A 19,671-nucleotide genomic window follows, 5' to 3' on the forward strand; every position below is an offset into this window, starting at 1 on the left:
AGACCCAAGCGCCGGAAGGCGCCATCTACACCTGCCCGATGCATCCGCAGATTCGCCAGGTCGGCCCCGGCAGTTGCCCGATCTGCGGCATGGCGCTGGAGCCTGAAGTGGCCAGCCTCGATACGCCGCCCAATCCCGAACTCGCCGACATGACGCGGCGGTTCTGGATCGGCCTCGTGCTCGCGCTGCCCGCCGTCGTGCTGGAAATGGGCGGCCATTTGGTTGGCGGTCACGGCTGGGTCGACCCGACCCTGTCGAACTGGATTCAGCTTGTATTTGCCACGCCCGTGGTGCTGTGGGCGGGCTGGCCGTTCTTCGTGCGCGGCTGGCAATCGCTGCTCACCCGCAATCTCAACATGTTCACCCTGATCGCGATCGGTACCGGCGTCGCCTATGTCTACAGCCTCGTCGGCACGCTCGCACCCGGGCTGTTCCCGGCGACTTTCCGCGGTCATGGCGGCGCGGTGGCGGTCTATTTCGAATCCGCGGCGGTCATTACCGTGCTCGTGCTGCTCGGCCAGGTGCTGGAGTTGCGCGCCCGCGAGGCGACCTCGGGCGCGATCAAGGCGCTGCTCGAGCTGGCGCCCAAAACCGCGCGCCGCATCGGCGATGACGGCGCCGATCATGAGGTCCAGATCGACAGCCTGCAGGTCGGCGACCATCTGCGGGTCCGGCCGGGCGAGAAAGTACCGGTGGACGGCATCCTGCTCGAGGGCCGCTCCTCGCTCGACGAATCGCTGGTCACGGGCGAATCGATGCCGGTCACCAAGGAAGCCGGCGGCAAAGTGATCGCGGGCACGCTCAACCAGTCCGGCAGCTTCGTGATGCGCGCCGACAAGGTCGGGCGCGACACGCTGCTGTCGCAGATCGTCAAGATGGTCGCGGAAGCGCAGCGCTCGCGCGCGCCGATCCAGCGGCTGGCCGATCAGGTTTCCGGCTGGTTCGTGCCGGCGGTCCTCGTGGCCGCCATCATAGCCTTCGCCGCCTGGGCCTGGTTCGGACCAGAGCCGCGGATGGCGTTCGGCCTGGTTGCCGCGGTCAGCGTGCTGATCATCGCTTGCCCCTGCGCGCTCGGCCTCGCCACGCCGATGTCGATCATGGTCGGGGTCGGACGCGGCGCGCAGGCCGGTGTCCTGATCAAGAACGCCGAATCCCTGGAGCGCATGGAAATGGTCGACACGCTGGTGGTCGACAAGACGGGAACGCTGACCGAAGGCAAGCCGAAAGTGGTTGCGATCGTTGCCGCGGAGGGTTTCGACGAAACCGAAATCCTGCGGCTCGCCGCCAGCGTCGAGCGCGCCAGCGAGCATCCGCTTGCCGACGCCATCGTGCGGTCGGCGAAGGAGAAAAATCTCGATGTGAGCAAGGTGGAGGAATTCGACTCGCCGACCGGCAAGGGCGCCACCGGCAAGGTCGACGGCAAGACCGTGGCTCTGGGCAATGCCAACTTCCTGTCGTCGCTCGGTGTCGAAACCCAGCCGCTGAACGCGGAGGGCGAGCGTCTGCGCGGCGACGGCGCCACCGTCATCAACATCGCGGTCGACGGCCGGCTGGCCGGGCTGTTTGCGATCGCCGATCCGGTCAAGCCGTCGACGCCGGATGCGCTGAAGGCGCTCGCCGCCGAGGGCATCAAGGTCATCATGCTGACCGGCGACAACCGCACCACCGCCAACGCCATCGCGCGGCAACTCGGCATTGCCGATGTCGAGGCCGAAGTGCTGCCGGATCAGAAGAGCGCCGTCGTGGCCAAGCTGCAGAAGGCCGGCCGGATCGTCGCCATGGCCGGCGACGGCGTCAACGACGCCCCGGCGCTCGCCGCTGCCGAAGTCGGCATTGCCATGGGCACCGGCACCGACGTCGCGATGGAGAGCGCCGGCATCACACTGCTGGGCGGCGATCTCGGCGGCATCGTGCGCGCCCGCCGGCTCTCGCAGGCCACCATGAGCAACATCCGGCAGAACCTGTTCTTTGCGTTCATCTACAACGCCGCCGGCATCCCGATCGCCGCGGGTATCCTCTATCCGACGTTCGGCCTGCTGCTGTCGCCGATCATCGCCGCCGCGGCGATGGCGCTGTCGTCGGTGAGCGTGGTGGGCAATGCCTTGCGATTGCGGGTGACGCGTCTGTAAGCTGGCCACGGCACAACAGGAGATTCGATCTCCGCGTGCTGTGGAGCAATGCCATGGCTGATTTCACTCCGTTAGCGGCGGCGGTCGGCGGCGCGCTGATCGGTCTTTCCTCGGTCCTGCTGATGCTGCTGACCGGCCGGGTCGCCGGCATCAGCGGCATTTTCGGCGGCCTGCTTAATCCCAGAAGCGGCGAGATCGGCTGGCGCATCGCCTTTTTCGCCGGGCTCATTCTGGCGCCGCTGCTGGCGGGCCTGATCGGCCATGGCATGCAACCACCACAGATGCCGGCGAGCTGGGCCGTCATCGTCGCGGCGGGACTGCTGGTCGGCTTCGGCACCAGGCTTGCCGGCGGCTGTACCTCCGGCCATGGCATCTGCGGCATATCGCGAATGTCCGCCCGCTCCATCGCGGCCACCGTCATCTTCATGGCCGTAGCCATCGCGACCGTCGCGCTCACGCATCACGTGTTCGGAGGCTGAACCATGGCGATGATCGCATCCTTGCTGTGCGGCTTGATCTTCGGCGCCGGCCTGCTGATTTCGGGAATGGTGCAGCCGACGAAAGTTCTGGCATTTCTCGATGTTTTCGGAGCATGGGACCCCAGCCTTGCCGTGGTCATGATGGCGGCGCTCGCGGTGTCCGCTCCGGGATTCATGCTGGCGAAGGGCCGTTCGCGGCCGCTGCTGGCGGTTCGAAGCTTCTGGCCGGCCAGGGACGACATCGACCGGCCGCTCGTGATCGGATCCGCCATGTTCGGCGTGGGCTGGGGTCTCGTCGGATTGTGCCCGGGGCCGGCTTTGGAAAGCCTCGCCACGCTATCGCCCGGCGTCATCGTGTTCGTCGCGGCGATGGCCGCGGGCATGGTTCTACGCGACCTCTGGCAAAGGTCGCGGCCCGCGAAGCCGCCGGAAGAAGCACTGGCCCAACGAGCCAGCTAGCCTGTTCACTGTCCTGCGGTTTCACCGGATGGCGTCGGCGGTTTGGTATCCCGCAGCGCGATGTAGATCGCCGGGATCACGAGCACCGTGAGCAGCGTCGAGGACGCCAGCCCGAACAGCAGAGAAATCGCCAGGCCCTGGAAGATCGGGTCGAGCAGGATCGTCGCGGCGCCGATCATGGCGGCGAGCGCGGTGAGCAGGATTGGTTTGAAGCGCACGGCGCCGGCTTCCAGCACGATGTCGCGCATCGATCTGTTCTCGCCGCCGCTGTGGCGGATGAAGTCGACCAGCAGGATCGAATTGCGGACGATGATGCCGGCCAGCGCGATGAACCCGATCATGGACGTCGCGGTGAACGGCGCGCCCAGCAGCCAGTGGCCGATCAGGATGCCGATCAGCGTCAGCGGAATCGGCGTCAGGATCACCAGCGGCAGGCGGAAGCTGCGGAACTGGGCCACCACCAACACGTAGATACCGAGAATCGCGGCGCCGAATGCCGCGCCCATGTCGCGGAACGTGACGTAGGTGATCTCCCATTCGCCGTCCCACAGCAGCGTCGGACGGGACTCGTCTGTGGGCTGGCCGTGCAGGCCGATCACCGGCTTCTGCAGCTTGCCCCAGTCATGCGCCTCGATGCGGTCGGCGACCGCCAGCATGCCGTAGAGCGGCGCCTCGAAGCGGCCGGCGAGCTCGGCCATCACCATGTCGGCGAAGCGGCCATCGCGGCGGAAAATCTGCGGCGAACCCTCCTCGACGGTCGCCTTCACCAGCTGACCCAGCTCGACCACGGTCTTGCTGCCGGGCAGCGTATTGGCGGGCACCGGCGTGGAGGCCAGCGCCTCGGTCCAGGCGAGGTCGCGTTTCGGCAGCCGGACCGCGATCTCGATCGGATTGCGGTCTTCGCCGCGGTGCGAATAGCCCACGGACACGCCGCCGAACAGCGTCTGGATGGTATCGTAGACGTCGCGCTGCTCGACGCCGAAGAATTCGAGCCGGTCCTGGTCGATCGAAAGCCGCAGCCGCGGCCGCTTCTGCCCGATCGAATCGTCGATATCGACGATGAACGGCACGTCGGCGAAGATTTTCTTAAGCTCGCCGGTCACGGCGCGACGGGTTGCCGCATCGGGCCCGTAGATCTCGGCCAGCAGCGTCGCCAGCACCGGCGGTCCCGGCGGCACTTCAACGACCTTGATGCTGGTGCCGGCGGGAACGCTGACGGCCTTCAGGCGCTGCCGCAGGTCCAACGCGATATCATGGCTCGCGCGTTTGCGGTCGGAGCGCGCGGCGAGATTGACCTGCAGTTCACCCAGTTCCGGCCGCTCGCGCAGATAATAGTGCCGCACCAGGCCGTTGAAATTGAACGGCGCCGGCGTGCCGGCATAGGACTGCACGGACGTGATCTCGGGCAGGCCGCGGGCGATGTCGGCGGCGGCAAACAGCGTCCGCTCGGTATCTTCGAGGCTGGCGCCCTCCGGCAGGTCGACGACCACAGCGATCTCGGACTTGTTGTCGAACGGCAGCAGCTTGACGGTCACGGACTTGGTGGCGAACAAGGCCATCGACAACAGGGTCGCGATCCCGACGCCAATCAGGAATATCCAGGCCGAACGCTTGCTGGCGACAACAGGGGTTGCGAAGCGGCGATAGAGGCGTCCGAGCGCGCCTTCGTCATGCGCGGCGTGCGCCGCGCCGACGGCGCCCTCTTTCGGCGCCAGCTTCAGCATCAGCCAGGGCGCAACCACCATCGCCACGAAGAACGAGAACAGCATCGCCGCGGACGCGTTGGCCGGAATCGGCGCCATATACGGGCCCATCATCCCCGACACGAACAGCATCGGCAGCAGCGCGGCGACCACGGTCAGGGTCGCAACGATGGTCGGATTGCCGACCTCGGCAACCGCCTCGATGGTGGCCTGCAGCCGCGGCCGGCCGTCCCGCATCGCCCAGTGGCGGGCGATGTTCTCGACCACCACGATGGCGTCGTCGACCAGGATGCCGATCGAGAAGATCAGGGCGAACAGGCTGACGCGGTTGATGGTGTAACCCATCAGATTGGCGGCGAACATCGTCAGCAGGATGGTGGTCGGAATCACCACCAGCGTGACCAGCGCCTCGCGCCAGCCGATCGCGATCGCGATCAGCACCACGATCGAGATGGTCGCGAGACCGAGATGGAACAGCAGTTCGTTGGCTTTTTCGTTCGCGGTCTCGCCATAGTCCCGGGTGACGGTGACCACGACATCGTCGGGGATCAGGCGCGATTTCAGCCCCTCGAGCCGGTGTGCGATTTCCTCGGAAACCACCACCGCGTTGGCGCCGGCGCGCTTGGCCAGCGCCAGGCTGACCGCGGGCACGCGTTCCCACTTGCCCTTGCCGTCGCGCGCATCGTTCCAGACGCGGTGCTCGATTGCATTGGGCCCGATGACGACGCTGGCGACGTCCTTGACGTAGACTGGCCGGCCGTCCCGCGTCGAAATCAACAGCAGCCCGATGTCGGGAATGCCGGTCAGGGTCTGGCCCGCCGAGACGCTGCGAACCATGCCGGCGTCGCGGACCTGTCCGGCCAGGAACGAGCGGTTGGCGTCCTTCACCTTGGCGACGAGTTGCTGCAGCGTCACGCCGAACAACGACAATTTCTCTGGATCGGGCTCGACCCGGATCTGCTGGGCGCCGCCGCCGGAAATATAGGTCAGGCCGATGCTGTCGACCTTCATCAATTCCGAGCGCAGCTTGTCGGCGAGTTCGTAGAGATCCTTGTCGGTCCACCGGTCGGCGGCCTCGGGCTTCGGCGACAGCGTCAGCACGGTCACGGCGACGTCGTTGATGCCGCGGCCGACGATCAGGGGTTCGGGAATGCCGACCGGGATGCGGTCGAGATTGGCGCGGATTTTCTCGTGAACGCGGAGGATGGCGTCCTCGGACTTGGTTCCGACCAGAAAGCGCGCGGTGACCAGGACGCGGTCGTCCTCGGTCTGGCTGTAGACGTGCTCCACGCCATCGATGCCCTTGACGATCGATTCGAGCGGCTTGGTGACCAGTTCGACCGCATCCGGCCCGCGCAGTCCGTCCGCGTTGATGCGGATGTCGACCATGGGGACGCTGATCTGCGGCTCTTCCTCGCGCGGAATCACCACCACGGCGATCAGGCCGACGACCAGCGACGCCAGCAGGAACAGCGGCGTCAGCGGGGATCCGATGGTCGCGCGGGTCAGGCGGCCCGACAATCCGAGATTCACGGCTGCACCAGCTTGTCGCCGGGACGAATGCCGGACAGGATTTCGAGACCATTGGGCATATCGGGGCTGGCCACTTGGCGCCCGCGCTGCACCGGCGCGCTGACGGTTCGGTCGGCCTGACGGATCTGGACGTAGTCAATGCCATAGCGCGTGGTGACGTAATCAGACGGAATCACGAACGCCTTGCGGTCGCCGCCGGAGATCCAGACGCGCAGGCGGTCGCCGACGAAATACTCTCCGAGATTTTCAACGGTGGCGTCCGCGATCACACGGCCGTCCTCGATCTGCGGATAGACCAGATCGATCACGCCGGATTTCGGGCTATGGTCGCCGAATTCGGCGCCGTCGACCCTGATCCTGTCGCCGGCCTTCAGGAAGCGCGCATGCCGCTCCGGCACCCGCAGCCTCAATTTGAAGTTCTGTTGCGCGATCATCGCGACGGGGTCGCCCGGCAATACGACTGAACCGACGGCGATCAGCTTTTTCAGCACGCGGCCGGCGGCGGGCGCCAACACCTGACCTTCGTTGAATTGCTGTTGCACCACCGCGCGCTCGGCGGTCTTCGCCCGCAGGCCGTTATCCGCCACGTTGAGCGCGGTGCGCGCCTCATCGAGCCTGATCCGCGGCAGCGTGCCGCGCTCCACCAGGCCCTCGATCCGGGTGAAATCGATCTGCGCCTGGCTGGCCTGCGCCTGCAGCGCGTCGATCTGCGCGTCCAGCGATTTCATCTGCAGCGCGAGCTTGTCGTCGCCGATCGTCGCGATGGCCTGGCCACGCGTCACCGGATCGCCTTCGCGGACGCCGAGCTGAACGATGGTGCCGCCGATCCGCCCTCGGGCCGGAACCACGCTGATGCTCTCGACGGTGGCAAATACCGCCTTCTCGTCGGCGACCGGCCGCAGGGCGACATCGAGGGTTTCGCCGGCGGCAGGACTGGCGCCGATCGCCACCGCCGCGAGCATGCACATCGCTGTCAGTCTGCTAAGCATCGTAATCGCCTTTCCGCGCGAGTGGCGGTTGTCGGAGCATCTCATTGAAGTTCGGGCGACGGCGTTGACCTGCCTCAAGGCGCCGCCTGCGCGCTGCTATAGTTTGGCTTTCGTTTTTCGGGCCTTCGGCGCGCAATAGACCTGATAGAGCGTCTTCAGGATCTCGCGCGCAGGGTCGCTGGCGATCGAATAGTAGATCGTCTGGGCGTCGCGCCGCGCCGCCACCAGACCGTCCTTGCGGAGCAACGCAAGATGCTGGGACACCGTGGAATCGCGAAGTTCCAGGAACCCGGCGAGATCGCCCACCGAGCGCTCGCCGTCGATCAGCTGGCAGATGATCAGCAGCCGATGCCGGTTGGACAACGCCTTCAGGAGGTCGCTGGCCTGATCGGCGGCGGATTCCATGATCGCACTATCTATTTTCATACTTGCGTATATACGAGAGTTCGAATATATAGTCAAGCGACGCGGCCAACGGACCGGACAAAACCGGCGCAGCCGTCCACAGGGGAATGCAGCCAACGGAGACGATCATGTCGGAAGTTGTCGTTATCGGAGCCGGCCTCAGCGGAACGCTGATGGCCTATGAACTGTTGCCGCAGCTGGGGAAGGACGACCGCCTGACCGTGGTTTCCCAGGGACCGGTCTATCACTTCGTCCCTTCCAATCCCTGGGTCGCGATCGGCTGGCGCAAGCGCGCCGACATCGAGATCGACCTCGTCGACATCATGAAGCGCAAGGGCGTGCGGCTGCTGACGCAGGGCGCGCAGCGCGTGCATCCAGGCGAAAACCGGATCGAACTCTCGGACGGCGCTTCGATCGATTACGATTACCTGGTGGTGGCAACCGGGCCGGAGCTCGCATTCGACGAGATTCCCGGGCTCGGGCCGGACGGCCACACCCAATCGATCTGCCATGTCGACCACGCGACCAACGCCAAGGAGGCGTTCGAGAAGCTGGCGGCAAACCCGGGACCGGTGGTGATCGGCGCCGTGCAGGGCGCCTCCTGTTTCGGTCCCGCCTACGAATTCCTGTTCATCCTGGAAACCGAGTTGCGCCGCCGCAAGCTGCGCGATCGCGTGCCGATGACCTTCGTCACCTCGGAGCCTTATGTCGGCCATCTCGGCCTCGACGGAGTCGGCGACACCAAGGGCCTGCTCGAAAGCGAGATGCGCGAGAAGCACGTCAAATGGATCACCAGCGCCCGGGTGAAGGGCGTAGAGCAAGGCAAGATGACCGTCGAAGAAGTCGCCGACGACGGCTCGGTCCGCAAGACCCACGAATTGCCGTTCGCCTATTCGATGATGCTGCCGGCGTTTCGTGGCGTCGGCGCCGTCAGGGGCATCGAGAAGCTGACCAATCCCCGTGGCTTCGTCATCGTCGACAAGCATCAGCGCAATCCGGCGTTTCCAAACATCTTCGCGATCGGCGTGTGCGTGGCGATCGCGCCGGTCGGCGCCACCCCGGTCCCGGTCGGCGTGCCGAAAACCGGCTTCATGATCGAATCGATGGTGACGGCGACGGCGATGAACATCGGTTCGCTGCTGAAGGGCAAGGAGCCGGTGGCGCAGCCGACCTGGAATGCGATCTGCCTCGCGGATTTCGGCGACACCGGCGTCGCCTTCCTGGCGCAGCCGCAAATCCCGCCGCGCAACGTCAATTGGTCCTCGAAGGGCGAATGGGTCCATCTCGCCAAGGTCGCGTTCGAGAAATACTTCCTGCGCAAGATCCGGCGCGGCGAGAGCGAGCCGTTCTACGAGCGCTTCCTGCTCGACAAGCTCAACATCGCCAAGATCAAGGAGGTCAAGACCGGAACATGAGTGCAAGTCACCTGAGTCCAAGTCACCAGGTCGTCTGCGGGCATTGCGGCAAGATCAACCGGCTGCCGGCCGAACGGGCCGCGACCGATGCCCGCTGCGGATCCTGCCACCAGCAGATCTTCAGCGGCCATCCCATCGAGGTGGACGAGCAGGCGTTCGACCGCCATCTCGCGCACAACGAGATTCCCGTGCTGGTCGATGTCTGGGCGCCCTGGTGCGGTCCCTGCCGTTCGATGGCGCCGATGTTCGAACGCGCGGCGCAGCAGCTCGAACCCGGAGTCCGGCTGTTGAAGCTGAACTCGGACAAGGCGCCCGCGGTGTCTTCCCGCCTCGGCATCAGCGGCATTCCGACCCTCCTGCTGATGCGCGGCGGCCGGGAAATCGCCCGAACCTCGGGCGCAATGGATACCAGGAACATCGTGGCCTGGACGACGGCCGGGCTTGCCCGGCCCTGATCACTTCAACCCAAGAGAAACCAAGAATACTCCAAGCAAAAGGAAATACGTCATGAATATCGATAAGGCAGTGCTCGCTTTCGCCGGATGTGTGGTGCTTCTCAGCCTTGCGCTGGGCTGGCTGGTGTCCCCCTACTGGTTCCTGCTGGCCGCTTTCGCCGGCCTGAACATGCTGCAGGCAGCCTTCACCGGTTTCTGCCCGGCGGCGATGGTCTTCAAGAAGCTCGGCTGCCACGGCGGCAACGCGTTTTCGTAAACGCGCGTACTGAGGATCAGAACCTTCCCGCCAGCGTCAGGCGAATCGCAAGCGGTTCGCCGGGATGGACATGCCGGTCGGCGACACCGCCGATCGGCTCGCCCGGCACGTCGCGGGCTCCAGCTATTTCGGCATTTCCATGCCCTTATGCGGGTCGTCCGCCTTCATGCCGCCCATGCTCGCCATGTTCTTGCAGCACGAGCACATGCCCATGCCGCTCGACTGCTGTTGTGGCTGAGCCTGCGGAGCGATCGGCCAATCCGACATCTGCTTGGAAACGCCGGACGCACCGCACATGCCGCCTGAGCTTGCCTGCTGGCCGCCACCGCCGCACATGGCGGATGCCGGGGACACGCTGAACAGCAGGGCGATGGCCGTCGAGGCTAACATGGCGCGCATGGGGAATCCTCCTGTTGACCGGCTAGTTCTAATCGCCATCAGGAAAAACCGGCAATCACGTTCCAGTCAGCGCCGTAAGCCCGCCTGCGAGCAGTGGGATCACGCCGCCTTCGCCGTGCCGTTCGGCAGTCCCGCCCGCGCGAGCCCGCCATAGAGCGTCTCGCCCGGCATCTCCGAGCGCAAAATCCCGCGCACCGCGATCAGCTTTTCGATATCGATGCCGGTGGCAAATCCCTTGCTCTCGCAGAGAAACGCCAGATCCTCGAACACCACGTTCCCGGTGGCGCCGGGCGCGAACGGGCAGCCGCCGAGGCCGCCGAGCGAGCCGTCGAGAATACGCGCGCCGGCATCGAGGGCGGCCGACGCGTTGGCAATGCCCATGCCCCTGGTGTCGTGCAGGTGAACGCAGACCGGTTTTGTACCCGACAGTTTCACCGCGGCCCTGGTCAGTTCGCCGACCTGTTTCGGGCCGGCATAGCCGACGGTGTCGGCGATGGCGACGAAGTCGACGCCGGCCTCCAGGCATTTTTCGACCAGCTTCAGCACTTCCTTTGGGTCCACCGGACCGGTGATCGAACATCCCAGCGCCATCGAGATCGCGGCATTGACCAGCGGCTTGTGCGCGCTGGCGTCGCGCAGCTCGCACATCCGCCTGACGTTGGCGATGGCGGATTCGCGGCTGCGGTTGGCATTGGCCTGGCTGTGTTCCTCGGTGGCCGAAACCACCGTGGCGATTTCGGCGACGCCGGAGGCCAGCGCCTCGTTGACGCCGCGCTCGTTCAGCGCCAGCGCAACGCCGTGCGCTCCCGGCAACGACGCAATAGTGGCAATGATGTCGCGGACGTCGACAAATTGCGGAAACGTGCTGGCGGGCAGGAACGAACCGACTTCGAAATGCCGTACCCCCGCGCCGTATTCGTCGCGGATCCAGCGCTGTTTTGCGGATGTCGAGGGAAATTTTTTCACCAGTTGCAGGCCGTCGCGCAAACCTGTTTCGCGCAGGCTGACGCGATCTCCGGGATAGACATCTTGAATGCTGGTCATGCGAGCCTCGCAGCAGGTTTGGCGGTTGGAGAAATGTACAGTATTTGCTCTTCCTGAACACCGGTTCATCGCGGTTCAGGCCCGCTTTTGCCGGCCCTTGCCGAACCGGGCCTGCATGGCTACCTCTCGCGAGGGCTTTTCCGGAAGAAGGACTTTGACCGCCATGCTGGACGCCGCCGTCAAGGCGCTATCGCAAATCCTGTCGCCGCCGATGCGCTCGATCCTGTGGCGCTCGATCGGGCTTGCGCTGATATTGATCACGGCGCTGGCGTTCGGCCTGCAGCGGCTGCTGAGCTGGTTCGCGACCTCGGGCGAAGTCTGGCTCGATGGCATGCTCGGGCCCAGCTTCGAGACCTCGATCAACGTGCTGGCCTGGATCGTCTCGATCATCGCCGGCCTCGGCGTCGTGTTCGGCGCGGTGTTCCTGATGCCCGTGATCACCTCGCTGGTGGCCAGCGTGTTCGTCGACGAGGTCGCCGACCATGTCGAACTCGAGCACTATCCGGCGGAGCGCCCCGGCACCGCGCTGCCGTTCGGCCTCGCCATGACCGAAGGCGTCAAGACTGCGCTCCTGACGCTGCTGGTCTACCTGATCGCGCTGCCCTTCGTGTTGATCGCCGGCGCCGGCTTCATCGTGTTCTTCATCGCCACCGCGTGGCTTTTGGGCCGGGAATATTTCGAGCTTGCGGCGATGCGGTTTCGCAGCCCGGCGGAAGCCAAGGCGATGCGCAAGGCCAATGCCGCGACCGTCTTCACCGCGGGGCTGTTCATCGCGGCGTTCGTGTCGATCCCGATCGTCAACCTGGCGACGCCGCTGTTCGGCATGGCCTTCATGGTCCACATGCACAAGCGCCTCAGCGGCCCCCGGCCGGAGCTGATCGAGCCCGCGCGGAAGACGAGAGTGCCGGCAGCGTAAAGTAAGAATCGCCGGCGCGAGACTCTCACTCCCCTCCCTCCACGCGCCCTTGCGCGTGGCGGGGAGGGGTCGGGGGTGGGGGGCGTCTCAGCAAATTCGCTAACAGTTGTGTGTGCTGAAGCACCCCCCACCCCCGACCCCTCCCCACCGCTTCGCCCGCCATCGCCAAGTGGCTTCGGCGGACGCAGCGGGAGGAGGGGAGAAAACCCTACGCCGTCTTCTCCGGCCACCGGCAGAGATCGTTGATCAGACACACATCGCAGCGCGGCTTGCGCGCGAGGCAGATGTAGCGGCCGTGCAGGATCAGCCAGTGGTGGGCGTGCAGCATGAACTCGGACGGGATCACCTTCTCGAGGCCGAGCTCGACTTCGAGCGGATTTTTTCCCGGCGCGAGGCCGGTGCGGTTGCCGATGCGGAACACGTGGGTGTCGACCGCCATGGTGTGTTCGCCATAGGCCATGTTGAGCACGACGTTGGCGGTCTTGCGGCCGGCGCCGGGCAGCGTTTCGATCTCGGCGCGGGTGCGCGGCACCTCGCCGCCGAATTCGGCGATCAGCTTTTGCGACAGCGCGATGACGTTCTTCGCCTTGTTGCGATAGAGCCCGATGGTCTTGATGTAGTCGCGCACGCTGTCCTCGCCGAGCGCGAGCATTTTTTCCGGCGTGTCGGCCACCGCAAACAGCGCGCGCGTCGCCTTGTTGACCCCGGCGTCGGTCGCCTGCGCCGACAGCACCACCGCGACCAGGAGGGTGTAGGCGTTGAGGTGTTCGAGCTCGCCCTTCGGCTCGGGATTGGCGTTGCGAAACCGGCTGAACGCCTCGTACACCTCGGCGGCGGTCCAGGGTTTTGGCTTCGAAGGTTTTTTCGTCGCAGGTTTCAGCCTGGAAGGCTTTATCCCGACCGGCTTCTTCGCGACGCGCGCGGGCGCCGGTTTGGCTGCCGCCTTCTTGATCGGTTTTGCCGTCGGGATTCTGGATTTGGCCGGAAGGACGCGGGTGATTTTCGCCATGATCGGGGTATACTGACCCACGATGACCGCAGGCAACGATTATGATCCGCAGCCGGAATTGTTTTCAGCGCTGCTGACACCGCACCGCTCGCTGAACCGCACCGGCTTCATCGTGCTGATGGTGTTTCTCAGCGTGGTCAGTTTTGCCACCGGCCTGGCATTCCTGTTGATGGGCGCATGGCCGGTGTTCGGCTTTTTCGGCCTCGATATCCTGGTGATCTGGTGGGCATTCCGGATCAATTTCCGCCGCGCCGCCGCCACCGAGGAGATCCGGATCACGCCGTCGGAGCTGCGGGTGCGCCGGGTCAGCCACCGCGGCCACGTGGTCGAATGGGTGCTCAATCCGCTGTGGGTGCAGCTCGACCAGCAGACCCATGCCGAATTCGGCATCGAGAAGCTCTACCTGGTCTCCCGCGGGCGCCGCGTCTCCATCGCGAGCTTTCTGGGACCCGACGAAAAAGCCAGCTTTGCCAAGGCTTTACTGGCAGCATTGCAGGCTGCCAAACGCGGCCCGACCTACAATCCCGTATCGTGAAAGCTGATCGGGAATCGGGTGGTTTGCGTCCCTGGCGCGGCCTACATCAGAACCATGAACCTCGCCATGAATGAGCACCGCCTCACCAAACCGGGACCCCAGAACGCAGCACTGCGCGACTATGATTCGGTGCGCCGCGCCATCGCCTTCATCTCGGAGCAATGGCGGGCGCAGCCGACCATCGAAGCGATGGCGGAAGCCGCCTCCGTGACACCGGATGAACTGCACCATCTGTTCCGCCGCTGGGCAGGCCTGACGCCAAAGGCCTTCATGCAGGCGCTGACGCTCGACCACGCCAAGGGCCTGCTGCGCGATTCCGCCAGCGTGCTCGACGCCGCCCTCGACTCCGGTCTTTCAGGCCCGGGACGTCTGCACGATCTGTTCGTCACCCATGAGGCGATGTCGCCCGGCGAATGGAAGAATGGCGGCGCCGATATGACGCTGCGTTACGGTTTCCATCCCTCGCCGTTCGGCACCGCCATCGTGATCGCCAGCGGCCGCGGCCTTGCGGGCCTTGCCTTCGCCGATCCCGGCGAGGAGCCGGCAGCACTCGCCGACATGCAGCGGCGCTGGCCACGCGCGACCTATGTCGAGGACCGCGCCGGCACCGCCGACCTGGCGCAGCGCGTGTTCGACAAGAAGATGTGGCGCGCCGACCAGCCGCTGCGCGTGGTGCTGATCGGCACCGATTTCGAGGTGCGCGTTTGGGAGACGCTGTTGAAGATCCCGATGGGCCGCGCGGTCTGCTATTCCGACATCGCCAGCAACATCAACAGCCCGAAGGCGTCGCGCGCGGTCGGCGCCGCGGTCGGCAAAAACCCGATCTCGTTCGTGGTTCCCTGCCACCGCGCGCTCGGCAAGAGCGGCGCGCTGACCGGCTATCACTGGGGCATCACCCGCAAGCAGGCGATGCTGGGCTGGGAAGCCGGACAGGTCGGGGTGCATTAGAGGGGGCCGTAGGGTGGGCAAAGCCGCCCCTGCGGCGTGCCCACCATCTATCCGGTCATGGGCTTTGAACGGTGGGCACGGCGCGACGTGCGCGCCTTTGCCCACCCTACGAATCTGCGGGCTTTCGGCGATTGACGACCGCAAACCGATCGCTCACAACCACCCTGGTAAGCAGCCATAAAAGGTGGATCCATGCAAAAACGTCGTCCTGTCATGCTGGCCATATTGGATGGCTGGGGCTGGCGCGAAGACCCGGCAGACAATGCCGTTCGCCAGGCCGACACACCGAATTTCGATCGCCTGTGGACCACCGGGCCGCACGCCTTCCTGCATACGTCGGGACTCGATGTCGGCCTTCCCGGCGGCCAGATGGGTAATTCCGAGGTCGGGCACTTCAACATCGGCGCAGGCCGCGTGGTGATGCAGGATCTGCCGCGGATCAACGAAGCGATTGCCTCCGGCAGCATCAAATCCGCCGAAGCGTTCCGCAGCCTGATCCAGGCGCTGAAACAGAGCGGCGGCACCTGCCATCTGATCGGCCTGGTTTCCCCGGGCGGGGTGCATTCGCATCAGGACCAGGCGGCAGCACTGGCCGTCATCCTCGCCGAGAGCGGCGTGCCAGCGGTGGTACATGCCCTCACCGATGGACGCGATACGCCGCCGAAATCGGCGGCCGATGATTTGAGGCGGCTGCAGGCCGCACTGCCGCCGGCGGTGCCGGTGGCCACCGTGATCGGTCGATACTATGCGATGGACCGCGACAATCGCTGGGAACGCGTCGCCAAAGCCTATCACGCCATCGTCGAGGCCGAAGCCCCGCGATTTCCCGACGCCCAGTCGGCGATATCGGACGCCTATGCGCACGAACACACCGACGAATTCGTCGAGCCCTCGGTGATCGGCGGCTACGCCGGCATCAAGGACGGCGACGGCGTGCTCTGCTTCAACTTTCGCGCCGATCGCGTCCGCGAGATTCTCGGCGCCATGCTCGATCCGGCGTTTGCCGGTTTTCCACGCAAGCGCGCCGTCCGCTTCGCCGCCGCGGTTGGCATGACGCAATACAGCGAGCATCTGGACCAGCTGATGCAGACGATATTTCCGCCGCAGACCTATCCGAACATTCTGGGAGAGGTTACGGCGGCCGCGAACCGCACGCAGTTGCGCATGGCGGAAACGGAGAAATATCCCCACGTCACCTATTTTCTCAACGGCGGACGGGAAGAGCCTTTTGCCGGCGAGGATCGCATCATGGTGCCGTCGCCCAAGGTCGCGACCTACGACCTGCAGCCGGAAATGTCGGCGCCCGAATTGACGGCGAAGGCGGTTGAGGCCATCCGGTCCGGCAAGTACGACCTGATCGTCCTCAACTATGCCAATCCGGACATGGTGGGCCATTCCGGAAACCTCGCCGCCGCGATCAAGGCAGTGGAAACGGTGGACCGCGGGCTCGGCCAGATCGCGGACGCGATCGAAGAATCCGGCGGCGCGCTGCTGGTGACGGCCGACCACGGCAACTGCGAAATGATGCGCGATCCCGTCACCGGCGGTCCGCATACGGCCCACACCACCAATCCGGTGCCGGTGTTGCTGTTCGGCGGCGGCGATGTGTCATTGTCGGATGGCCGGCTGGCGGATCTTGCGCCGACGCTGCTCGACCTGATGGAATTGCCGCAGCCGGCCGAGATGACCGGCAAATCGTTGCGGCAGAAGAATTAGAGCACCTTCTTCTCCCCTCCTCCCGCTGCGTCCGCCGAAGCCACTCGGCGAAGGCGGGCGACGGGGTGGGGAGGGGTCGGGGGTGGGGGGTGCTTCAGCGCACACGACTGTCAGCAAATTCGCTGAGACGCCCCCCACCCCCGACCCCACCCCGCCACGCGCCAAAGCGCGCGGGAGGAGGGGAGAAGAGCGTCAGAAGTCGCTCAAGCCCAGCACGTCGGCCATCGAATACAGCCCGGGCTTCTGCTGGCGCGCCCACAGCGCGGCCTTGATGGCGCCCTGCGCGAACATCATGCGGTCCTCGGCGTGATGCGACAGCGTGATGCGTTCCATGGCGCCGGCGAAGATCACGCTGTGATCGCCGGTGACGGTGCCGCCGCGCAGCGACGCAAAGCCGATATCGCCCGGCCGCCGCGCGCCGGTGATGCCGTCGCGGCCGCGCGCCGAATGGCTGTCGAGATCGACGCCGCGGCCGGCGGCGGCGGCCTCGCCGAGCATCAGCGCGGTGCCCGACGGCGCGTCGATCTTGGCGCGGTGATGCATTTCGAGGATTTCGATATCGAAGCCCTGGTCGAGCGACTGCGCCACCCGCTTGACCAGCGCGGCCAGCAGATTGACGCCAAGGCTCATATTGCCGGACTTCACGACAATGGCGCGCCCGGTGACGCTCTTGATCACGGCGTCGTCGGACGAAGAGAGACCCGTGGTGCCGATGATGTGGACCAGGCCGCGCTCGGCGGCAATCGCGACATTGGCGATGGTGGCGGCCGGCACGGTGAAATCGACGATGCCGTCGGCATTGGCCGACAGCGACCACAAATCGCCCGAGAGTTTCACGCCATTTTCGGGCAGGCCGGCGAGCACGCCGGCATCCTTGCCCAGCAGCGCGGAACCCGGCGCTTCCAGCGCGCCGGTGAGCACGGCGCCCGGCGTTTCCGAGATGACGCGCGTCAGCGCGCGGCCCATCCGGCCGCCCGCCCCCGCAACGATCAAACGCATGTCGGCCATGGCACTACCTCTCTCCGCCCCTATAGCGGGCACAGGCTTTCCGGGCAACGGATCGATGGTCTCTTCGGGCCATACTCGCACCACTCCCTCATGGTGAGGAGGGCGTTGGGCAGCGCCCTTGCGCTGTCCAGCGCGCGTCTCGAACCATCTGGCACAATGCCTGTTGCCATCCTTCGAGACGCGGCCAAGAGGCCGCTCCTCCAGCGACAACGACGAATCCGTTGCGCGGGGATGAGGGACGGAGTGCTACGGCTGCGGCCCGTCATAGCCTTCGATGACGATCAGTTCGGCGATCGAATGCGGCTGCCGCAGCTTGATGTTGGCCTGGTATTCCGGCGAGCGGTAGCAGGCCAGCGCGGTCTCGTAATCGGCGAATTCGATCACGACGTTGCGCGAGCGGCTTGCGCCCTCCACGGCCTCGAACTTGCCGCCGCGCACGACATAGCGGCCGCCGAATTTCTTGAAGATGGCCGGGTTGGCGGCTGCGTATGCCTTGTAGCCTTCGTCACTGTGAACGTCGACGCGCCCGATCCAGTAGCCCTTTGCCATTTGCATTCTCCCTTTTGTTATTGTTCAGCCCAGTGCCTGCTCGATCTCGGCCTGGATGGCCTCGGCCGCTTCCTTCGGGTCGGCGGCTTCCATCACGGGACGTCCGACCACCAGATAATCCGCGCCGGCGGCAATGGCGCGCGCCGGCGTCATGATGCGCTTCTGGTCGCCGACAGCCGCACCCGCGGGCCGGATGCCGGGGGTGACCAGGTTCATCTGGTGACCCACCACCTTGCGCAGATGTGCGGCTTCTTCCGGCGAACAGACGAGGCCATCGACGCCGAGCACCTGGGCCTGCTGGGCGCGGGCCTCGACCAGATCGGACACGCCGAGCCGAAAGCCCGCGGCGTGAAGGTCGCCGTCGTCATAGGAGGTCAGCACGGTGACGGCGAGAATTTTCAGGTCAGAACCGGCGCGCGCCTCGACCGCCGCCTTCATGGTCTGCGGATAGGCGTGCACGGTCAGGAACGTCGCGCCCAATTTGGCGATGCTCTCGACGCCGCGCGCCACGGTATTGCCGATATCGTGCAGCTTGAGATCGATGAAGACCTTCTTGCCCTGGTCCGCGAGCTGGCGGACCAGCGGCAGGCCCCCCGCATAGGCGAGCTGATAGCCGATCTTGTAGAACGTCACGCTGTCGCCGAGCCGCGCAATCATCGCCTCCGCGGCAGGGACGCCGGGCAGATCGAGCGCGACTATCAGGCGGTCGCGGGGAGCGATCCTGGAAGCTTGCATGTCACCTCACATCATGCGCTGGGAAATATCGATCAGCTGCCGCACCAGCGCGTTCAGCGCCTCGCTATCGGCCGGATGCTTCAGCCTGTCCATATCATCATAGGCCTCGTTGGCGAACGACAGCCCGAACTGGCTGGGAACGACCAGCGCATGGCAGGCGGTCAGGATCAGCCGCAATGCCGCGAGGCCGCACGTTCCGCCGAGCCGGTTTTCCGAGGCCGCCGCGATCGCAAAGGGCCGCTCGCGAAACACCTGGCCGCGGGTCTCGTGCGGATCCTGCACCCGGCTGACCCAATCGATGGCGTTCTTGAGCAGCGGCGAGACCGACGCATTGTATTCCGGCGAAACCAGCAGGACGCCGTGATGCGCGCCCATCATCCGCTTCAGGTTGATCGCGTGCTTCGGCACGCCGGATTTGTTCTGCAGGTCGCCGTCATAGATCGGCAGCGGAAAATCGGCCAGCGAGATGCGGGTGACTTCGGCGCCGGCCAGCGCGAGCTCATGCGCAGCGGCAGAAGCCAGCTTCGCATTATGCGAGCCTGATCGCAGCGAGCCGGGAATGACGAGGATTTTCAGCGCGGCCATGAACCAATCGCAAGACAGGGCTAACCGGCACGCGGCGGCGCCGGAAAAGGGTCAGCCCTTGCGATACACCCAGACGCGGGCCGGCGGAAGGTTCATCCAGATGCGCTCGGAGGCTTCGGTGGAAACGCCCGGCAGCGATTTCGGAATCGGCGGCGCCACCGAATAGGTGAACTGCACGAAGGGCGCGCCCGGCGCCAGCGCCAGGAAAGCGTCGCGGATCTGTTTCAGGCGCTTCAGCATCGGTTGTGTCACCAGCGGCAGGCCGGACACCACGGCGGATGCCGGCGCGCTCAGCACGTCGCCGAGCGAGTCGCGCAGCGCGTAGGCGTCGCCCTGCACAACCGTAGCCTGCGGATAGCGGTCGCGCAGCAGCGCGCAGAAGCCCGGATTGTATTCGACCAGCA

21 protein-coding genes are annotated in these 19,671 nt (G+C 65.6%); 10 read left to right on the top strand and 11 right to left on the bottom strand.

What is annotated here, in order from left to right:
- The 3 genes from Q7U29_RS20510 to Q7U29_RS20520 form a co-directional block, all read left to right on the top strand.
- A partial coding sequence (locus Q7U29_RS20510) for a copper-translocating P-type ATPase (protein WP_304744339.1) occupies positions 1–2,129 on the top strand: 2,129 nt, incomplete at its 5' end.
- Positions 2,130–2,182: 53 nt separating this feature from the next.
- Positions 2,183–2,608: a YeeE/YedE family protein gene (locus Q7U29_RS20515; protein ID WP_304744341.1), complete on the top strand. Its 426-nt coding sequence runs from the start codon at positions 2,183–2,185 to the stop codon at positions 2,606–2,608.
- A gap of 3 nt (positions 2,609–2,611) precedes the next feature.
- Positions 2,612–3,067, top strand: coding sequence for a YeeE/YedE family protein (locus tag Q7U29_RS20520; protein WP_304744343.1), 456 nt, complete (start codon positions 2,612–2,614; stop codon positions 3,065–3,067).
- 5 nt (positions 3,068–3,072) lie between these two features.
- On the opposite strand, the gene Q7U29_RS20525 is transcribed toward Q7U29_RS20520, so the two are convergent.
- The 3 genes from Q7U29_RS20525 to Q7U29_RS20535 form a co-directional block, all read right to left on the bottom strand.
- Complete coding sequence (locus Q7U29_RS20525) at positions 3,073–6,303, bottom strand: efflux RND transporter permease subunit (RefSeq protein ID WP_304744344.1); 3,231 nt, start codon at positions 6,301–6,303, stop codon at positions 3,073–3,075.
- On the bottom strand, positions 6,300–7,292 hold the full coding sequence (locus tag Q7U29_RS20530; RefSeq protein WP_304744345.1) for an efflux RND transporter periplasmic adaptor subunit: 993 nt from the start codon (positions 7,290–7,292) through the stop codon (positions 6,300–6,302). Before Q7U29_RS20530 ends, Q7U29_RS20525 begins: the two co-directional genes overlap by 4 nt.
- 96 nt (positions 7,293–7,388) lie before the next feature.
- Positions 7,389–7,697, bottom strand: coding sequence for a helix-turn-helix transcriptional regulator (locus Q7U29_RS20535; RefSeq protein WP_304744347.1), 309 nt, complete (start codon positions 7,695–7,697; stop codon positions 7,389–7,391).
- A 128-nt stretch (positions 7,698–7,825) separates the two neighbouring features.
- On the opposite strand from Q7U29_RS20535, the gene Q7U29_RS20540 reads away from it, so the two are divergent.
- From Q7U29_RS20540 to Q7U29_RS20550, 3 genes are read left to right on the top strand one after another with little or no spacing between them, the layout of a single operon-like run.
- Positions 7,826–9,112, top strand: a complete 1,287-nt coding sequence (locus Q7U29_RS20540) for an NAD(P)/FAD-dependent oxidoreductase (protein WP_304744349.1) — start codon at positions 7,826–7,828, stop codon at positions 9,110–9,112.
- Positions 9,109–9,567 carry a thioredoxin TrxC gene (gene trxC, locus Q7U29_RS20545; RefSeq protein ID WP_370691800.1) on the top strand — a complete coding sequence of 153 codons (459 nt, stop codon included), beginning with the start codon at positions 9,109–9,111 and terminating at the stop codon, positions 9,565–9,567. Before Q7U29_RS20540 ends, trxC begins: the two co-directional genes overlap by 4 nt.
- 52 nt (positions 9,568–9,619) lie before the next feature.
- Entirely contained in the window at positions 9,620–9,823 is a 204-nt protein-coding gene (locus Q7U29_RS20550) for a DUF2892 domain-containing protein (RefSeq protein ID WP_304744350.1), read from the top strand.
- 123 nt (positions 9,824–9,946) lie between these two features.
- Here the strand turns inward: Q7U29_RS20550 and Q7U29_RS20555 are convergent, their stop codons facing one another.
- Both Q7U29_RS20555 and Q7U29_RS20560 read right to left on the bottom strand, forming a co-directional pair.
- Positions 9,947–10,222, bottom strand: coding sequence for a hypothetical protein (locus Q7U29_RS20555; RefSeq protein ID WP_304744352.1), 276 nt, complete (start codon positions 10,220–10,222; stop codon positions 9,947–9,949).
- 99 nt (positions 10,223–10,321) lie between these two features.
- Positions 10,322–11,266, bottom strand: a complete 945-nt coding sequence (locus Q7U29_RS20560) for a hydroxymethylglutaryl-CoA lyase (RefSeq protein WP_304744353.1) — start codon at positions 11,264–11,266, stop codon at positions 10,322–10,324.
- Positions 11,267–11,429: 163 nt separating this feature from the next.
- On the opposite strand from Q7U29_RS20560, the gene Q7U29_RS20565 reads away from it, so the two are divergent.
- Positions 11,430–12,182: a sulfate transporter family protein gene (locus Q7U29_RS20565; protein WP_304744355.1), complete on the top strand. Its 753-nt coding sequence runs from the start codon at positions 11,430–11,432 to the stop codon at positions 12,180–12,182.
- 208 nt (positions 12,183–12,390) lie between these two features.
- On the opposite strand, the gene nth is transcribed toward Q7U29_RS20565, so the two are convergent.
- On the bottom strand, positions 12,391–13,191 hold the full coding sequence (nth, locus tag Q7U29_RS20570; protein WP_304744367.1) for an endonuclease III: 801 nt from the start codon (positions 13,189–13,191) through the stop codon (positions 12,391–12,393).
- A 22-nt stretch (positions 13,192–13,213) separates the two neighbouring features.
- Between nth and Q7U29_RS20575 the strand changes: the two genes are divergently transcribed.
- From Q7U29_RS20575 to gpmI, 3 genes are all read left to right on the top strand, one after another.
- Positions 13,214–13,726, top strand: coding sequence for a DUF2244 domain-containing protein (locus Q7U29_RS20575; RefSeq protein ID WP_304744357.1), 513 nt, complete (start codon positions 13,214–13,216; stop codon positions 13,724–13,726).
- A gap of 66 nt (positions 13,727–13,792) precedes the next feature.
- Entirely contained in the window at positions 13,793–14,674 is an 882-nt protein-coding gene (locus tag Q7U29_RS20580; RefSeq protein WP_370691801.1) for a methylated-DNA--[protein]-cysteine S-methyltransferase, read from the top strand.
- Between the two features lie 192 nt (positions 14,675–14,866).
- Entirely contained in the window at positions 14,867–16,390 is a 1,524-nt protein-coding gene (gene gpmI / locus Q7U29_RS20585; protein WP_304744359.1) for a 2,3-bisphosphoglycerate-independent phosphoglycerate mutase, read from the top strand.
- Positions 16,391–16,582: 192 nt separating this feature from the next.
- On the opposite strand, the gene dapB is transcribed toward gpmI, so the two are convergent.
- From dapB to Q7U29_RS20610, 5 genes are all read right to left on the bottom strand, one after another.
- Complete coding sequence (dapB, locus tag Q7U29_RS20590) at positions 16,583–17,398, bottom strand: 4-hydroxy-tetrahydrodipicolinate reductase (RefSeq protein ID WP_304744360.1); 816 nt, start codon at positions 17,396–17,398, stop codon at positions 16,583–16,585.
- A 246-nt stretch (positions 17,399–17,644) separates the two neighbouring features.
- A complete protein-coding gene (locus Q7U29_RS20595) occupies positions 17,645–17,947 on the bottom strand; it encodes a DUF1330 domain-containing protein (RefSeq protein ID WP_304744361.1) in 303 nt (100 codons plus the stop codon).
- 24 nt (positions 17,948–17,971) lie between these two features.
- The gene (gene pyrF / locus Q7U29_RS20600; RefSeq protein WP_304744363.1) at positions 17,972–18,682 is read right to left on the bottom strand and encodes an orotidine-5'-phosphate decarboxylase; all 711 of its coding nucleotides are present in this window, start codon (positions 18,680–18,682) and stop codon (positions 17,972–17,974) included.
- A gap of 6 nt (positions 18,683–18,688) precedes the next feature.
- Positions 18,689–19,267, bottom strand: coding sequence for an NADPH-dependent FMN reductase (locus Q7U29_RS20605; RefSeq protein WP_304744364.1), 579 nt, complete (start codon positions 19,265–19,267; stop codon positions 18,689–18,691).
- A 51-nt stretch (positions 19,268–19,318) separates the two neighbouring features.
- Positions 19,319–19,671: class I SAM-dependent methyltransferase (locus Q7U29_RS20610; RefSeq protein ID WP_370691802.1), on the bottom strand; the 353-nt coding region annotated here is incomplete at its 5' end.

This window comes from Bradyrhizobium sp., from assembly GCF_030654605.1.
Taxonomy (GTDB): domain Bacteria; phylum Pseudomonadota; class Alphaproteobacteria; order Rhizobiales; family Xanthobacteraceae; genus Bradyrhizobium.

Excerpts from the sequence above, each read along its gene's own strand:
- Q7U29_RS20515 (WP_304744341.1), top strand. The coding sequence starts at position 2,183 with ATGGCTGATTTCACTCCGTTAGCGGCGGCGGTCGGCGGCGCGCTGATC.
- Q7U29_RS20520 (WP_304744343.1), top strand. The coding sequence starts at position 2,612 with ATGGCGATGATCGCATCCTTGCTGTGCGGCTTGATCTTCGGCGCCGGC.
- Q7U29_RS20530 (WP_304744345.1), bottom strand. The coding sequence starts at position 7,292 with ATGCTTAGCAGACTGACAGCGATGTGCATGCTCGCGGCGGTGGCGATC.
- Q7U29_RS20535 (WP_304744347.1), bottom strand. The coding sequence starts at position 7,697 with ATGGAATCCGCCGCCGATCAGGCCAGCGACCTCCTGAAGGCGTTGTCC.
- Q7U29_RS20540 (WP_304744349.1), top strand. The coding sequence starts at position 7,826 with ATGTCGGAAGTTGTCGTTATCGGAGCCGGCCTCAGCGGAACGCTGATG.
- trxC (WP_370691800.1), top strand. The coding sequence starts at position 9,109 with ATGAGTGCAAGTCACCTGAGTCCAAGTCACCAGGTCGTCTGCGGGCAT.
- Q7U29_RS20550 (WP_304744350.1), top strand. The coding sequence starts at position 9,620 with ATGAATATCGATAAGGCAGTGCTCGCTTTCGCCGGATGTGTGGTGCTT.
- Q7U29_RS20555 (WP_304744352.1), bottom strand. The coding sequence starts at position 10,222 with ATGCGCGCCATGTTAGCCTCGACGGCCATCGCCCTGCTGTTCAGCGTG.
- Q7U29_RS20560 (WP_304744353.1), bottom strand. The coding sequence starts at position 11,266 with ATGACCAGCATTCAAGATGTCTATCCCGGAGATCGCGTCAGCCTGCGC.
- Q7U29_RS20565 (WP_304744355.1), top strand. The coding sequence starts at position 11,430 with ATGCTGGACGCCGCCGTCAAGGCGCTATCGCAAATCCTGTCGCCGCCG.
- nth (WP_304744367.1), bottom strand. The coding sequence starts at position 13,191 with ATGGCGAAAATCACCCGCGTCCTTCCGGCCAAATCCAGAATCCCGACG.
- Q7U29_RS20575 (WP_304744357.1), top strand. The coding sequence starts at position 13,214 with ATGACCGCAGGCAACGATTATGATCCGCAGCCGGAATTGTTTTCAGCG.
- Q7U29_RS20580 (WP_370691801.1), top strand. The coding sequence starts at position 13,793 with ATGAATGAGCACCGCCTCACCAAACCGGGACCCCAGAACGCAGCACTG.
- gpmI (WP_304744359.1), top strand. The coding sequence starts at position 14,867 with ATGCAAAAACGTCGTCCTGTCATGCTGGCCATATTGGATGGCTGGGGC.
- dapB (WP_304744360.1), bottom strand. The coding sequence starts at position 17,398 with ATGGCCGACATGCGTTTGATCGTTGCGGGGGCGGGCGGCCGGATGGGC.
- Q7U29_RS20595 (WP_304744361.1), bottom strand. The coding sequence starts at position 17,947 with ATGGCAAAGGGCTACTGGATCGGGCGCGTCGACGTTCACAGTGACGAA.
- pyrF (WP_304744363.1), bottom strand. The coding sequence starts at position 18,682 with ATGCAAGCTTCCAGGATCGCTCCCCGCGACCGCCTGATAGTCGCGCTC.
- Q7U29_RS20605 (WP_304744364.1), bottom strand. The coding sequence starts at position 19,267 with ATGGCCGCGCTGAAAATCCTCGTCATTCCCGGCTCGCTGCGATCAGGC.